The organism is Actinomadura nitritigenes (genome assembly GCF_017573545.1).
GTDB classification, from domain to species: domain Bacteria; phylum Actinomycetota; class Actinomycetes; order Streptosporangiales; family Streptosporangiaceae; genus Spirillospora; species Spirillospora nitritigenes.
Window position 1 is genome coordinate 137,469 of the sequence record NZ_JAGEOK010000011.1, and the last position, 13,854, is coordinate 151,322.

The 13,854-nt window shown below is 73.1% G+C and carries 11 protein-coding genes and 2 pseudogenes; 8 read left to right on the plus strand and 5 right to left on the minus strand.

The features are described 5' to 3' along the window. Positions 1-11: 11 nt before the first annotated feature. The 5 genes from polX to J4557_RS18695 all read right to left on the minus strand — a co-directional run bounded on the left by polX (position 12) and on the right by J4557_RS18695 (position 5,504). Positions 12-1,742 carry a DNA polymerase/3'-5' exonuclease PolX gene (gene polX / locus J4557_RS18675; protein WP_208267997.1) on the minus strand — a complete coding sequence of 577 codons (1,731 nt, stop codon included), beginning with the start codon at positions 1,740-1,742 and terminating at the stop codon, positions 12-14. 104 nt (positions 1,743-1,846) lie between these two features. Continuing rightward, positions 1,847-2,746 (minus strand): proteasome subunit beta, encoded by a 900-nt coding sequence (gene prcB, locus J4557_RS18680; RefSeq protein WP_208267998.1) that lies wholly within the window; start codon positions 2,744-2,746, stop codon positions 1,847-1,849. A 92-nt stretch (positions 2,747-2,838) separates the two neighbouring features. Next, the gene (locus J4557_RS18685) at positions 2,839-3,774 is read right to left on the minus strand and encodes an EamA family transporter (protein WP_243775981.1); all 936 of its coding nucleotides are present in this window, start codon (positions 3,772-3,774) and stop codon (positions 2,839-2,841) included. A 3-nt stretch (positions 3,775-3,777) separates the two neighbouring features. Next, a complete protein-coding gene (locus tag J4557_RS18690) occupies positions 3,778-4,581 on the minus strand; it encodes an ABC transporter permease (protein WP_208267999.1) in 804 nt (267 codons plus the stop codon). After that, positions 4,578-5,504 (minus strand): ATP-binding cassette domain-containing protein, encoded by a 927-nt coding sequence (locus J4557_RS18695; protein WP_208268000.1) that lies wholly within the window; start codon positions 5,502-5,504, stop codon positions 4,578-4,580. The genes J4557_RS18690 and J4557_RS18695 overlap by 4 nt, the downstream gene beginning before the upstream one ends. A gap of 202 nt (positions 5,505-5,706) precedes the next feature. On the opposite strand from J4557_RS18695, the gene argF reads away from it, so the two are divergent. From argF to J4557_RS18735, 8 genes and pseudogenes are all read left to right on the plus strand, one after another. Then, entirely contained in the window at positions 5,707-6,708 is a 1,002-nt protein-coding gene (gene argF, locus J4557_RS18700) for an ornithine carbamoyltransferase (RefSeq protein ID WP_208268001.1), read from the plus strand. Positions 6,709-6,743: 35 nt separating this feature from the next. Further along, the gene (arcC, locus tag J4557_RS18705; RefSeq protein ID WP_208268002.1) at positions 6,744-7,679 is read left to right on the plus strand and encodes a carbamate kinase; all 936 of its coding nucleotides are present in this window, start codon (positions 6,744-6,746) and stop codon (positions 7,677-7,679) included. A gap of 73 nt (positions 7,680-7,752) precedes the next feature. Further along, positions 7,753-9,088 (plus strand): annotated as a pseudogene (locus J4557_RS18710) (amino acid permease). A gap of 104 nt (positions 9,089-9,192) precedes the next feature. Beyond that, positions 9,193-10,065, plus strand: a pseudogene (locus tag J4557_RS18715) (universal stress protein); the annotation flags it as partial. Positions 10,066-10,149: 84 nt separating this feature from the next. After that, the gene (locus J4557_RS18720; RefSeq protein ID WP_372442500.1) at positions 10,150-10,983 is read left to right on the plus strand and encodes a helix-turn-helix transcriptional regulator; all 834 of its coding nucleotides are present in this window, start codon (positions 10,150-10,152) and stop codon (positions 10,981-10,983) included. Continuing rightward, on the plus strand, positions 10,980-12,389 hold the full coding sequence (gene sufB / locus J4557_RS18725) for a Fe-S cluster assembly protein SufB (RefSeq protein WP_208268003.1): 1,410 nt from the start codon (positions 10,980-10,982) through the stop codon (positions 12,387-12,389). The genes J4557_RS18720 and sufB overlap by 4 nt, the downstream gene beginning before the upstream one ends. Further along, on the plus strand, positions 12,389-13,531 hold the full coding sequence (gene sufD, locus J4557_RS18730) for a Fe-S cluster assembly protein SufD (RefSeq protein WP_208268004.1): 1,143 nt from the start codon (positions 12,389-12,391) through the stop codon (positions 13,529-13,531). The genes sufB and sufD overlap by 1 nt, the downstream gene beginning before the upstream one ends. Then, entirely contained in the window at positions 13,528-13,845 is a 318-nt protein-coding gene (locus tag J4557_RS18735; protein ID WP_208268005.1) for a non-heme iron oxygenase ferredoxin subunit, read from the plus strand. The genes sufD and J4557_RS18735 overlap by 4 nt, the downstream gene beginning before the upstream one ends. Positions 13,846-13,854 lie beyond the last annotated feature (9 nt).

Sequence of the window (13,854 nt, forward strand, 5' to 3'; positions counted from 1 at the left end):
CCCGCCGCCGCTCACCGCGCGCCTCCGTCCTTGCGGAGGAAGGCGCGCAGGCGCTCCAGCGGCCAGGTGTTGATGACGTCGTCGGGCGTGAGCCATCCCCGCTGGGCGGTGCCGACCCCGTAGCGGATGTTGCGGTGGTGCCCGAGCGAGTGCGCGTCGGTGTCGACGGAGAACCGCACCCCGAACCGCTTCGCCCGGCGGATCAGGTCGGCGGGCAGGTCGAGCCGGTCGGGGAACGAGTCGATCTCCATCGCCGTGCCGGTGCGGGCGGCGGCGCGGAACACCTCGTCCCAGTCGGCGTTCACCGCCGGGCGGCGGCCGATGCTGCGCGCCGTGGGATGCCCGATCACGTGGACGTGCGGGTTCTCGCAGGCGCGGACGAGCCGCCGCGTCATCTCCGCCTCGTCCTGGGTGAAGTGCGAGTGGACGGACGCCACGCAGATGTCGAACCCCGCGAGGAAGCCGGCGTCCCAGTCGACGCCGCCGTCCGGGTCGATGTTCAGCTCGGTGCCGTGCAGCAGGACCAGGCCGGGGTACTCCTTCTGCAGCTCGCGGACCCGCTCGCGCTGGGCGAGCATCTTCTCGTCCGTCATCCGCTGCATGAACAGGTTCGGCGCGTGGTCGGTGATCGCGTAGTACTCCAGCCCCCGGTCCGCCGCGGCGGCGACCATGTCCTCCAGGGAGGCGATGCCGTCGGTGAGGTCGGTGTGGCTGTGCAGGTCACCCCGCAGATCCTCGACGGTGACCAGGCGGGGCAGCTCGTCCTTGCGCGCCGCCTCGATCTCCCCGGTGTCCTCGCGCAGCGCGGGATGGATCCACGGCAGGCCGAGCCTCTCGTAGACCTCGTCCTCCGTCCGGGACACGATCAGGTCACCGGAGTCGGCGTCGAACAGGCCGTACTCCGACAGCTTCAGCCCGGCCTTCACCGCGATCTCGCGGGTGCGGATGTTGTGCGCCTGCGAGCCGGTGAAGTACTGCAGCGCCGCGCCCCACGCCTCCGGCGGGACGATGCGCAGGTCGACCTGCAGGCCCCGGTCGGTGCGGATCGAGGTCTTCTTGTCGCCGGCGACGACCACCTCGGCGGCGAGCGGCAGCGCGGTGAACGCCTCCATGATCGGGTGCGGGTCGGTGGACGCGGCGAGCACGTCGACGTCGCCGATCGTCTCGCGCATCCGGCGCAGCGAGCCCGCGTGGGCGCACCGCTCGACCTGGGGGAGCGCCGACAGCGCCGCGACGACCTCGTCGGCGACGCCCGCGGCGACGTCGAGAAGGACGCGCTCGCCGGAGCTGCGCATCAGCTCGATGCCGCGCAGGATGTTGTCCTCGGTCTTGGCGCCGAAGCCCTTCAGGCCGCGCAGCCGACCCTCCTTGATGGCCTCGGCCAGCTCGTCCACCGACGAGATGCCGAGCTCCTCGTAGACGGCCAGGGCCTTCTTCGGGCCGAGCGTCGGGATCGCGGTGAGCGCCCGGACGCCCGCGGGGATCTGCGTGCGCAGCTCCTCGACCTGCCGGATGGTGCCGGTGGTGTTGTAGTCGAGGACCTTCTTGGCGATCGCCTCGCCGACCGTCGGGATCTTGCGCAGCCCGGCCAGGTCGAGCCCGGAGATGTCGTCGGGATGGCCCGCGATCGCCCGCGCGGCCTTCTCGTACGCCCGGATCTTGAAGGCGTCGCCGCCGGTGATGGAGAGGAGGTCGGCCAGTTCCTGGATGAGGGCGGCGGCCTCGTCGTTCGCGCGTGCCATACGGCGAGTCTATGAGCCGGGTACGACGTTCCCGGAGCCGGCGGGGTCGCGGAGCGAGTCGCCTCGGCGACGCTCCGTGCCGCCCCGCCGTTCCGGCCGGTGGATCAGCGCAGCGGCGCGACCGGGCCGTTCGGGTCGCGCATCCGGCCCTCCAGCACCTCCGCGGCGATCGCGGAGACCTGCTCCTCGGGCAGCTGCCGGTAGCCGTCCGCGGTGACGGCCGCGATCGTCGGGTAGATGCGCCGCGCCAGGTCGGGCCCGCCGGTGGCCGTGTCGTCGTCGGCCGCGTCGTACAGGGCGTGGACGCACACCGTCGCGGCGTCCTCCACCGACAGGTCGGGCCGGTACAGCTTCTTCAGCGCGCCCAGCGCGTAGGGGGAGCCGGAGCCGTCCGCGTGGTAGTGGCGGGCGAGCTGCGGGGCGCCGGTGATGTCGTAGGTGTAGATCCGGGCGTCGTCGGCGTCCGGGTCGTACCCGGCGAACAGCGGGACGACCGCGAGTCCCTGCATCGCCTGGGCGAGGTTGGCCTGGATGACGGCGCCGAGCCGGCGGGCCTTGCCCGGCAGCGACAGCGGGACCGTCTCCATCTTCTCGTAGTGCTCCAGCTCCACCTGGAACAGCCGGACCATCTCCAGCGCGAGCCCGACCGTCCCGGCGAACGCCACCGCGGAGTACTCGTCGGCCCGCTGGACCTTGTCCAGCTCGCGATAGGCGATCCGGTTGCCCTGGGTGGCGCGGCGGTCCCCGGCCATCACGACGCCGCCCGGGATCGTCAGCGCGAGCACGGTGGTGCCGTGCGGCAGCTCCGGGACGGTCCCGGCGTCCGGCACCCGGTTGACGGGCAGCAGGTCGGGCGAGTGGTGGCGCAGGAAGTCGACGAACGACGCCGGTCCCGCCTCGAAGAACTCCGGCGGCAGTCCCTGGTCATCGGTCCGGCCGGTCACGGCGGCTCCTCTCTGCTGGGTGGTGCTGCTCGGGTGGTGCTGCTGCGGGTGCTCCCGCATGATCCTTCCACCGATCCTGCCACGCTCGCCCACCCCATGCCCCGCCGCCGGGGGGCCGATTCGCCCGGGACGGCCGTCGGCGGGGAAAGGGCTCAGACCTCGGGGGCCTCCGGCGGCTCCTTCTGGCTCCGCGTGGCGCCCGCGCAGGCCACGATGACGCAGGCGATCGCGGCCCACTGCCGCCCGCTGAGGACCTCGCCGAGCACGACGACCCCCACCAGCGCGGCGACGGCGGGCTCCAGGCTCATCAGGATGCCGAACACCCGGGCGGGCACCCGGCGCAGCGCCTCCAGCTCCAGCGAGTAGGGGATCACCGACGACAGCAGCCCGACGCCGAGCCCGATCAGCAGCAGCCACGGGTCGAACACGGCGCCGCCGCCGGCCGCGATCCCGCCCGGCAGCATGACCAGCGTGCCGATGATGCTGGCGAGCGCGAGGCCGGTCGTGCCCGGGATCCGCCGGCCGGTGGCGGCGGTCAGCAGGATGTAGCACGCCCAGCCGACCGCGGCGACCAGCGCGAACGCGATGCCGGCGAGGTTCACGTGGCCGCCGCCCCTGGCGAGCAGCACCACGCCGGCGCCCGCCAGCGCGACCCACAGCAGGTCCCGCGGTCGGCGCGAGCCGGCGATCGCGACCGACAGCGGCCCGAGGAACTCGATGGTCACCGCCACGCCGAGCGGGATCCGCGACAGCGACTGGTAGAACGCGAAGTTCATGATCGCCAGCACGAGCCCGTACCCCGCGGCGAACGCCAGGCTCGTCCAGGAGTGGTCCCGCAGGATCGTCCGCAGCCCACGGCGGGCGAGGAAGCCCAGCACGAGCGCCGACGCCAGCAGCCGGATCGACACCACCGAGGTCGGCGGCAGCCGCTCGAACAGGTGCTTGGCCAGGCCCGCGCCGACCTGCACGGACACGATGCCGAGCAGGATCATCGCGGGCGGCGGCACCGAGCCGAGCGACAGCGCGCGGGCGCGCCGGGCCGCCCGGCCCGCCGCGCCGTAGGGTTCGGGGGCCTCAGCGAGTGCCAACGATCACTCCCAGCGGAAGAAGCGGGCGGCGAGGGCGAGCCCGGCGGCCGCCCACACCGCGAGGACCAGCAGCGGCTTGCCGGGGAACGCCACGCCGTGCTGCAGGACCTGCCGCAGCCCGTCGGCGAGCGCCGAGATCGGCAGGAGCTCCAGCACGTCCCGGACGGCGCCGGGGAACTTGTCGAGGGGGAACACCACGCCGCCGACGGCCAGCAGCAGGATGTAGACCAGGTTCGCCGCGGCGAGGGTCGCCTCGGCGCGCAGCGTCCCCGCCATCAGCAGCCCGAACCCGCTGAAGGCGGCCGTCCCGAGCAGCAGCAGGACGACCACCGAGACGGGGTCGCCGTGCGGATGCCAGCCGAGCGCCAGCGCGACCGCGCACACCACGACCGCCTGCAGGATCTCGACGGCGACCACCGACAGGGTCTTGGCGGCGATCAGCCCGCCGCGCGGCAGCGGCGTGGCGCCGAGCCGCTTGAGCACGCCGTAGCGGCGCTCGAACCCGGTGCCGATCGCCTGGCCCGTGAACGCGGTGGACATCACCGCGAGCGCGAGGATGCCGGGGGCGAGGAAGTCGACCCGGCGGCCGGAGCCGAGGTCCAGCAGCGAGGTGGCGCTGAACAGCGTCAGCAGCACCACCGGGATGATCAGGGTGAGCAGGAGCTGCTCGCCGTTGCGGACCACGGCGCGGAACTCGTAGCCGGCCTGCGACAGGATCATCCGCGGCAGCGGGACGGCGCCCGGCGCGGGCGACAGGTCCAGCTCCACGGGCGCCGCGGCGGGCGTCGCCGCCGGTGTCGTGGTCATGAGCGCAGCTCCCGTCCGGTCAGTTCGAGGAAGACGTCCTCCAGCGTGCGGCGCTCGATCCGCAGGTCCTCGGTCATCACCCCGTGCGAGGCGCACCAGGCGGTGACGGTGGCGAGCAGCTCCGGGCTGACGTCGGCCTCGATCAGGTAGTGCCCGGCGGGCGACTCCTTCGCGGCGCTCCCGGCGGGCAGCGCCGACAGCAGCTCCTCCAGCCCGAGGCCGGGCCGGGCGCGGAAGCGCAGCTGCCGCTCGGCACCGGTGAGCTCCGCCGGGCTGCCCTCCGCCACGACCTTGCCGTGGTCGACGATCACGACCCTGTCGGCGAGCCGCTCGGCCTCCTCCATGTTGTGCGTGGTGAGGACCACGGAGACGCCGGCCGCGCGGAGCTCCTCGATCAGCTCCCAGGTGGCGTGCCGCGCCTGCGGGTCGAGGCCGGTGGACGGCTCGTCGAGGAAGACCAGCTCGGGCCGTCCGACCACGGCGACCGCGAGCGACAGCCGCTGCTGCTGGCCGCCCGACATGCGGCGGAACGCGGTGCGGGCGTGCTCGGTGAGGCCGAGCCGCGCCAGCAGCGCCGCCGGGTCGAGGGGGGTGGCGTGGAAGGAGGCGACCAGCCGCAGGAACTCGGCGGCCTTCGCGGTGCCCGGCACGCCGCCCGACTGCGGCATCACCCCGACGCGGGGCTTGAGCGCCCGCGCGTCGGCGACCGGGTCCAGGCCGAGGACCCGGACGGTGCCCGCGTCGGCGCGCCGGAAGCCCTCGCAGATCTCGATCGTGGTGGTCTTGCCCGCGCCGTTCGGGCCGAGGAGCGCGGTGACGGCGCCCCGGGCGGCGCTGAACGACAGGCCGTCCACGGCCGTCGCCGTGCCATAGCGCTTGACGAGCGCGTCCAGCTCGACGGCGCCGTCTCCGGGGGTTGTCATGGCATTGAGTTTAGGTCCGCCGCCGGACGGCTCCGCGCGGGGTGCCGCCGGTGCCGGGTGAAGGCCGGGTAAAGGCGCCGGACGGGACGGGGAGCCCCGCGAAGGGCCCTGGTTTCGCCCAGGGGGCGGGGGGAAGCTCTCGGCCTGTCACCGGGGCGGGACCGGTGGCCCGACGGCGCGCCGAACGGGGGACCGGGGACCGATGGCCTACAACCTGCGGGGGCGCAGCCTCACCCGGGAGCTCGACCTCGCCCCGAAGGAGTTCGGCTTCCTGGTCGACCTGGCCGCCGAGCTGAAGGCCGCCCGGTACAGCGGGACGGAGCGGCGCCGCCTCGAGGGCCGCAACATCGCGCTGATCTTCGAGCGGCCCTCGACCCGGACGCGCTGCGCCTTCGAGGTCGCCGCGCACGACCAGGGCGCCCACACGACCTACCTGGACCCGGCCGGCTCCCAGATCGGCCACAAGGAGTCGATGAAGGACACCGCCCGCGTGCTGGGCCGGATGTTCGACGGCATCGAGTACCGGGGCTCGCGGCAGCATTACGTGGAGGAGCTGGCCGAGCACGCGGGCGTCCCGGTGTGGAACGGCCTGACCGACGAGTGGCATCCGACGCAGATGCTCGCCGACATGCTCACCATGCGCGAGCACAGCGACAAGCCCCTGCGCGAGGTGACCTACGCCTACCTGGGCGACGCGCGCAACAACATGGGGCACTCGTACGTGGCCGCGGGGGCGCTGCTGGGCATGGACGTCCGGATCGTCGCGCCGAGGGCGCTGTGGCCGGACAAGAGCACGGTCGTCGACCCCGCCAACGCGGTCGCGGCCCGGACCGGCGCCGAGATCACCATCACCGAGGACGTGGAGCAGGGCGTGCGCGGCGCCGACTTCGTCCTCACCGACGTGTGGGTGTCGATGGGCGAGCCCGCGGACGTCTGGGAGGAGCGCATCGCGCTGCTCAAGCCCTACCAGGTCGACTCCGAGGTGCTGCGCGCCACCGGGAACGCGGACGTGAAGTTCATGCACTGCCTCCCCGCCTTCCACAACCGGGAGACCGTGGTCGGCGAGGAGGTCTTCCGCCGGACCGGCCTGGAGGCGCTGGAGGTCACCGAGGAGGTGTTCGAGTCGGACGCCTCGATCGTGTTCGACGAGGCCGAGAACCGGATGCACACGATCAAGGCCGTGCTGGTCGCGACGCTCGGCTGAGCGCCCGCCGGGCCGGGGCCGCGAGGAGGAGGGACATGCGCGTCGTCGTCGCGCTCGGTGGGAACGCGCTGGTCAAGCGCGGGGAGACGCCGGACGCCGGGCTCCAGCGGGACAACGTGGACCGGGCCGTCCGGGCGCTCGCGCCGCTCGCCGAGGAGCACGAGCTGATCGTGACGCACGGCAACGGCCCGCAGGTCGGGGTGCTGGCGCTGGAGAGCCAGAACGACGGCCGGCTGACACGGCCCTACCCGCTGGACACCATCGGCGCGGAGACGCAGGGGATGATCGGGTACTGGCTGCTGCAGGCGCTGCAGAACGCGCTGCCCGGCCGCCAGGTGGTGGCGATGGTCAACCAGACGCTGGTGTCGGCGGTGGACCCGGCGTTCCAGAACCCGACCAAGTTCGTCGGGCAGGTGTACGAGCGTGAGGAGGCGGAGCGGCTGGCCGCCGAGTACGGCTGGACGGTCCGCCGGGACGGGGACCGCTGGCGCCGCGTGGTGCCCTCGCCGAAGCCGCAGCGGGTGATCGAGACCCGCCTGATCCGGGAGCTGGTGCGGACCGGGACGGTCGTGGTGTGCGCGGGCGGCGGGGGCGTCCCGGTGTTCCGCAACGACGTCGGCCGGCTGGAGGGCGTCGAGGCGGTGATCGACAAGGACCTCACCGCGTCGGTGCTGGCCGAGACGCTGGACGCGGACGCGCTGCTGATCCTCACCGACGTTCCGAACGTCATGCGGCACTACGGGACGGACCGGCAGGAGGCGATCACCCACACCACCCCGTACGAGCTGCGCGGCGAGGAGTTCCCGGACGGGTCGATGGGGCCGAAGGTCGCCGCCGTCACCGGGTTCGTGGAGCGGACCGGCGACATGGCCGCGATCGGGCTGCTGGACGAGTGCGTCGCCATCCTCGCGGGGACCGCGGGCACGATCGTGACCCCGAACGCGACCTGGCCGCTGGCGAGCACGCTGTGACCCATGTGACCGCTGCGATCCCGGTGCCCGCCGCGGCGCCGCCGCGGGCACCGGGCCGGCGCCGGAGCGGCCGGTGACCACCGGAGCGGGCCGCGGGTCGTTCGCGCGGTCGCTGGTGCGGACCAAGCCGGTCGACCGGATCGTCGCCGAGGGCGGGCGGGGCGAGGGCGGCGAGCTGCGGCGCTCGATGAGCCTGCTCCAGCTGACCCTGTTCAGCGTGGGCGCGACCCTCGGCACCGGGATCTTCGTGGTGCTGGGGGAGGCGGTGCCGAAGGCGGGTCCGGCCGTGGTGCTGTCGTTCGTGCTCGCCGCGGTGACGGCGCTGTTCTCCGCGCTGTCCTACGCCGAGCTCGCCGGGACGATCCCGGTGTCCGGCTCGTCCTACTCCTACGCCTACGCGACCCTCGGCGAGCTGGTGGCGTGGGTGTGCGGGTGGTGCCTGCTGCTGGAGTACGCGGTCTCGGTGTCGGCCGTCGCGGTCGGCTGGGGCTCCTACCTGAACGAGTTCTTCGACAAGGCGGTCGGCGGCACGATGCCGGCCGCGATCAGCAACCCGCCGGGGGACGGCGGGCTGCGCGGTCGCCTTCACCGCGTTCCGCTCGGGCAACCTGACCCCGTTCGCGCCGATGGGATGGGCGGGCATCAGCGCCGCCGGGTCGAAGGTGTTCTTCTCCTACATCGGGTTCGACGCCGCGTCCACCGCCGGCGAGGAGGCCCGCAACCCGCGCCGCGACCTGCCCCTGGCGATCGTCCTGTCGCTGGCGATCGTGACGGCCCTGTACGTGCTGGTCGGGCTGGCCGCCGTCGGCGCCATGCACTGGACCCGGTTCTCGCTCAGCGGGTCGGAGGCGTCGCTGGCCCTGGTGCTGGACCAGGCGACCGGCCGGGCCTGGCCGTCGATGATCCTGTCCCTCGGCGCGGTGGTCGCGATCGCCAGCGTCGTCCTCACCGTCATGTACGGGCAGACCCGCATCCTGTTCGCGATGTCGCGGGACGGGCTCGTCCCGCACGTGTTCCAGCGGGTCAGCCCCGGCCGGGCGGTGCCGGTGGCCAACACCCTGATCGTCGCGGCGTTCATCGGGATCCTCGCCGCCGTCATCCCGCTGGGCCGGCTGGTCGACGCCACCAGCATCGGCACGCTGTTCGCGTTCGCACTGGTCAGCGTGGGCGTCATCGTGCTGCGCCGGACGCGGCCGGACCTGCCGCGCGGCTTCCGCACGCCGGCCTACCCGGCGACGCCGCTGATCGGCGTCGCGCTCTGCGTGTACCTGATGGTCGGTCTCGGCAGCGTGACCTGGATCGTGTTCGCCCTGTGGACCCTGGCCGGGCTGGTCGCCTACTTCCTGTACGGGCGCCGCCATTCGCGCCTCGCGGCCGAGACGTCCGGCGTTCCCGGGGAGACGGGGTGAGCGGGGTGGGCGAACCGGACGCGCCCGGACTGCGGATCCTCGCCGGGTACTCGCCGGACGAGCGGGGCGGCGACGCGCTGGCGCTCGCCGCGCTGGTCCTGCGGGGCGCGGCGGCGCCGCGCAGGGTAGCCGATGTGCGGCTGACCGTGGCGAACGTCCATCCGCCGGCCTGGCCGGCGCGCGGGCCGGCCTCGGTCGACGTTGAATGGGTCGGCTACCTGCGGGAGAGGTCGCGCGACGCGCTGGATCGGGCGGCCGGGCGGCTGGCGGAGCTGGGCGTGCCGGAGCGGCGCACCGACCTGCGGGCGCACGCGCGCCAGGGCATCGGGCGCGGCCTGATCGAGGTGGCCGCGGAGACCGGGGCGGACCTGGTCGTGATCGGCTCGGCGCCGCGCGGCCGGCGCGGGCGCGTCGCCATCGGCAGCACCGCGGACCAGCTGCTGCACGGCTCGCCGGTGCCGGTGCTGCTGGCGCCGCGCGGCTACGCGGCGCACGCCCCCGGCCGGCTCGAGCGGCTCACGGTGGCGTACCGGCGGCGACCGGACACCGGCGGCCCGGTGGAGGCGGCCGCGCGGACCGCCCGGACGCTGGCGCTGCCGGTGCGGCTGGTCACCCTCGTCCTGCGGCCGCCGGGGCCGGCGGCCCGGTTCCGCGGCGCCGACGACGCCATGGCGCGGCAGCTGGACCGGGCCGAGCGGGACCTCGCCGACGCCGCCGCACGGCTCACCGAGATCGCGGGCGCGGGGACGCCGGTGGGAACCGAGGCGGTCGTCGGAACGGGGACCGCCAAGGCGCTGGCCGCCGTGGATATGCTGCCGGGTGAGCTGCTGGTCTGCCCGTCCGGCCACCACGGGCCGCTGCGCGGGGTCTTCCTGGGCGAGGGCTCCGGCAAGATCGTCCGGGCCGCGCCGTGCCCGGTGCTGGTGCTCCCGCGCGGGGCCGCGGGCGCTTTCGCCTGGCGAGAAGGTCAAGGTTAGGTAAGGCTAACCTGCGTGAGCCAGGACATTCCCGTTTCGGTGTTTCGGGGGAAGTAATTACGGCACACTGATGTTGTGAAAAACGTGAGCGAGGATCAGGCGACCCCGGAGAGCGCACCCGTGCGCCCTTCCGGCGTGCCGTCGGCCGCCTCCCACACCGAGCGCGACACCCGCGCCCGGGTGGCACGGCTGATCCTCGAGCACGGCCCGGTCACGGCGTCCACGCTCGGCGAGCGCATGGGGCTCACGCCCGCCGCGATCCGCCGGCACCTGGACGCGCTGCTGGCCGAGGGCATGATCGAGATCCGCCAGGCGCGGACGCCGCAGACCCGACGCGGCCGCGGCCGTCCCGCCAAGTGGTTCGCGATCACCGACGCCGGGCGCAGCGCGTTCGTGCACGCCTACGACGACCTGGCGAGCAGCGCGCTGCGGTTCCTGGCCGAGACGGCCGGGGACCACGCGGTCGCCGAGTTCGCCCGCCGGCAGATCGCCGACCTGGAGCGGCGCTACCGGCCCGTCGTGCAGGACGCGCCGCCGCAGCAGCGGGTCCGCACGCTCGCAGAGGCGCTCTCCGGCGACGGCTACGCGGCCGCCGCAGGCAAGGCGCCCCAGCCGGGCGGCGGCGAGCAGCTGTGCCAGCACCACTGCCCGGTCGCGCACGTCGCGGCCGAGTTCCCGCAGCTGTGCGAGGCCGAGACCGAGGCGTTCAGCCGGCTGCTGGGCACACCCGTCCAGCGGCTGGCCACGATCGCCCACGGCGACGGGATCTGCACCACCCACGTCAGCCCCCGCTCCCTGTGCGGGGCGGAGCAGGCGGAGGATCCCGGAGCGAGCGTCACCCCTGGCGGGGACGCGGGGGAGAGGTCCCCCGAACAGACACACACCGTTGACGAGGAGTCCGGGAGGACGTCCCTATGACTACAGCCCACCCCGAGCTGGAGGGGCTCGACAGGTACAAGTTCGGCTGGGCCGACTCCGACGAGGCCGGCGCCTCCGCGCGGCGCGGCCTGAACGAGGACGTCGTCCGCGACATCTCGGGCAAGAAGAACGAGCCGGACTGGATGCTCGACCTGCGCCTCAAGGGACTCCGGCTCTTCGACAAGAAGCCGATGCCCACCTGGGGCTCGGACCTGTCGGCGATCGATTTCGACACCATCAAGTACTTCGTCCGCTCGACGGAGAAGCAGGCGGCGTCCTGGGAGGAGCTTCCCGAGGACATCAAGAACACCTACGACAAGCTCGGCATCCCCGAGGCGGAGAAGCAGCGCCTCATCGCCGGCGTCGCCGCCCAGTACGAGTCGGAGGTCGTCTACCACAAGATCCGCGAGGACCTTGAGGAGAAGGGCGTCATCTTCGTCGACACCGACACCGGCCTGCGCGAGCACCCGGAGATCTTCCAGGAGTACTTCGGCTCGGTGATCCCAGTCGGCGACAACAAGTTCGCCGCGCTCAACACCGCCGTGTGGTCGGGCGGCTCGTTCATCTACGTGCCGCCGGGCGTCCACGTCGAGATCCCGCTCCAGGCCTACTTCCGGATCAACACCGAGAACATGGGCCAGTTCGAGCGGACGCTGATCATCGCCGACGAGGGCTCCTACGTCCACTACGTCGAGGGCTGCACCGCGCCGATCTACAAGTCGGACTCGCTGCACTCCGCCGTCGTCGAGATCGTCGTGAAGAAGGACGCCCGCGTCCGCTACACGACCATCCAGAACTGGTCGAACAACGTCTACAACCTGGTGACCAAGCGCGCCGTCGCCTACGAGGGCGCCACCATGGAGTGGGTCGACGGCAACATCGGCTCCAAGGTCACCATGAAGTACCCGGCGATCTACCTGCTCGGCGAGCACGCCAAGGGCGAGACCCTGTCGATCGCGTTCGCCGGCGAGGACCAGCACCAGGACGCCGGCGCCAAGATGGTGCACGCCGCGCCCAACACCTCCAGCAGCATCATCTCCAAGTCGGTGGCGCGCGGCGGCGGCCGCACCTCCTACCGCGGGCTGGTGCAGATCCAGGAGGGCGCCGAGCACAGCAAGTCCACCGTCAAGTGCGACGCGCTGCTGGTCGACCAGATCAGCCGGTCCGACACCTACCCGTACGTCGACGTCCGCGAGGACGACGTGGAGATGGGCCACGAGGCCACCGTCTCCAAGGTGTCGGAGGACCAGCTGTTCTACCTCATGAGCCGCGGCATGACCGAGGACGAGGCGATGGCGATGATCGTGCGCGGGTTCGTCGAGCCCATCGCGCGCGAGCTGCCCATGGAGTACGCGCTCGAGCTCAACCGGCTCATCGAGCTGCAGATGGAAGGGGCCGTCGGCTGATGGGGCTGGAGACCGGCAAGCCGCTCTCGACCCTGCACGAGAAGGCTTCGTACGAGGTGGGCGACTTCGACGTCCCCACCGGCCGCGAGGAGGAGTGGCGGTTCACCCCGCTGCGCCGGCTCCGCGGCCTGCACAACGGCACGGCCGAGCCCAACGGCAAGGTCATCGCCGAGGTCGAGGCGGCGCCCGAGGTGACCGTCGAGACCGTCGGCCGCGACGACGCCCGGCTCGGCAAGGCGTACACGCCCGCCGACCGGGTCAGCGCGCAGGCGTGGACGTCGTTCACGCACGCGACCGTCGTCACCGTGCCGAAGGAGGTCGTCGCCTCGGCGCCGACCGTGCTCCGGCTGCGCGGCGAGGACGCGTCGGCCGCCGCCTACGGGCACACCACCGTGATCCTGGAGCCGTTCGCCGAGGCGACCGTGGTGCTCGCGCACCGCGGCTCGGCGACCTACGCCGACAACGTCGAGTTCGTCGTCGGCGACGGCGCCCGCCTCTCGGTGATCAGCCTGCAGGACTGGGCGGACGACAGCGTGCACGTCTCGCACCAGCACGCCCGCCTCGGCCGCGACGCCCGGTTCGTCTCGCACAACGTCTCGCTCGGCGGCGACCTCGTGCGGATCTCGCCTTCCGTCGCCTACGACGGGCCCGGCGGCGACGCCGAGCTGTACGGGGTGTACTTCGTCGACGGCGGCCAGCACCTGGAGCACCGGCTGCTGGTCGACCACGCCGTGCCGAACTGCCGCAGCCGCGTCGACTACCGCGGCGCGCTGCAGGACCAGGACGCGCACGCCGTCTGGATCGGCGACGTGATCATCCGCGCGGAGGCGGAGGGCACCGACACCTACGAGCTGAACCGCAACCTCGTCCTGACCGACGGGACGCGGGTCGACTCGGTGCCGAACCTGGAGATCCTCACCGGCGAGGTCGCCGGCGCCGGGCACGCCTCGGCGTCCGGGCGGCTCGACGACGAGCACCTGTTCTACCTGCAGGCGCGCGGCATCACCTTCGACGCGGCGCGCCGCATGGTGGTGCGCGGGTTCCTCGGCCAGCTGGTCGAGCGGATCGAGGTCCCCGAGGTGCGCGAGAAGGTCGCCGAGGCCATCGAGGCCGAGCTGGACGTGCGGGCGGAGGGCAGATGAGCTTCGTCAAGGTGTGCGCGCTGGAGGAGATCCCCGAGGACGGGGCCCTCGGCGTCGAGATCGGCGACACGCCGGTCGCGCTGGCCCGCTCCGGCGGCGAGGTCTACGCCGTGAACGACATCTGCTCGCACGCCGAGGTGTCGCTGTCCGAGGGCGAGATCTACAACGGCACCATCGAGTGCTGGCTGCACGGGTCCTGCTTCGACCTGCGCACCGGCAAGCCCACCAACCCGCCGGCCACGCAGCCGGTCGCCACCTACAAGGTCAAGGTCGAGGACGGCGACGTCTACGTCTCGCTCGGCTCCGACGATTGAGGAACGACA

Coding starts and splice junctions, on each gene's coding strand:
- polX (WP_208267997.1), bottom strand. CDS start 1,742: ATGGCACGCGCGAACGACGAGGCCGCCGCCCTCATCCAGGAACTGGCC.
- prcB (WP_208267998.1), bottom strand. CDS start 2,746: ATGCGGGAGCACCCGCAGCAGCACCACCCGAGCAGCACCACCCAGCAG.
- J4557_RS18690 (WP_208267999.1), bottom strand. CDS start 4,581: ATGACCACGACACCGGCGGCGACGCCCGCCGCGGCGCCCGTGGAGCTG.
- J4557_RS18695 (WP_208268000.1), bottom strand. CDS start 5,504: ATGACAACCCCCGGAGACGGCGCCGTCGAGCTGGACGCGCTCGTCAAG.
- argF (WP_208268001.1), top strand. CDS start 5,707: ATGGCCTACAACCTGCGGGGGCGCAGCCTCACCCGGGAGCTCGACCTC.
- arcC (WP_208268002.1), top strand. CDS start 6,744: ATGCGCGTCGTCGTCGCGCTCGGTGGGAACGCGCTGGTCAAGCGCGGG.
- sufB (WP_208268003.1), top strand. CDS start 10,980: ATGACTACAGCCCACCCCGAGCTGGAGGGGCTCGACAGGTACAAGTTC.
- sufD (WP_208268004.1), top strand. CDS start 12,389: ATGGGGCTGGAGACCGGCAAGCCGCTCTCGACCCTGCACGAGAAGGCT.
- J4557_RS18735 (WP_208268005.1), top strand. CDS start 13,528: ATGAGCTTCGTCAAGGTGTGCGCGCTGGAGGAGATCCCCGAGGACGGG.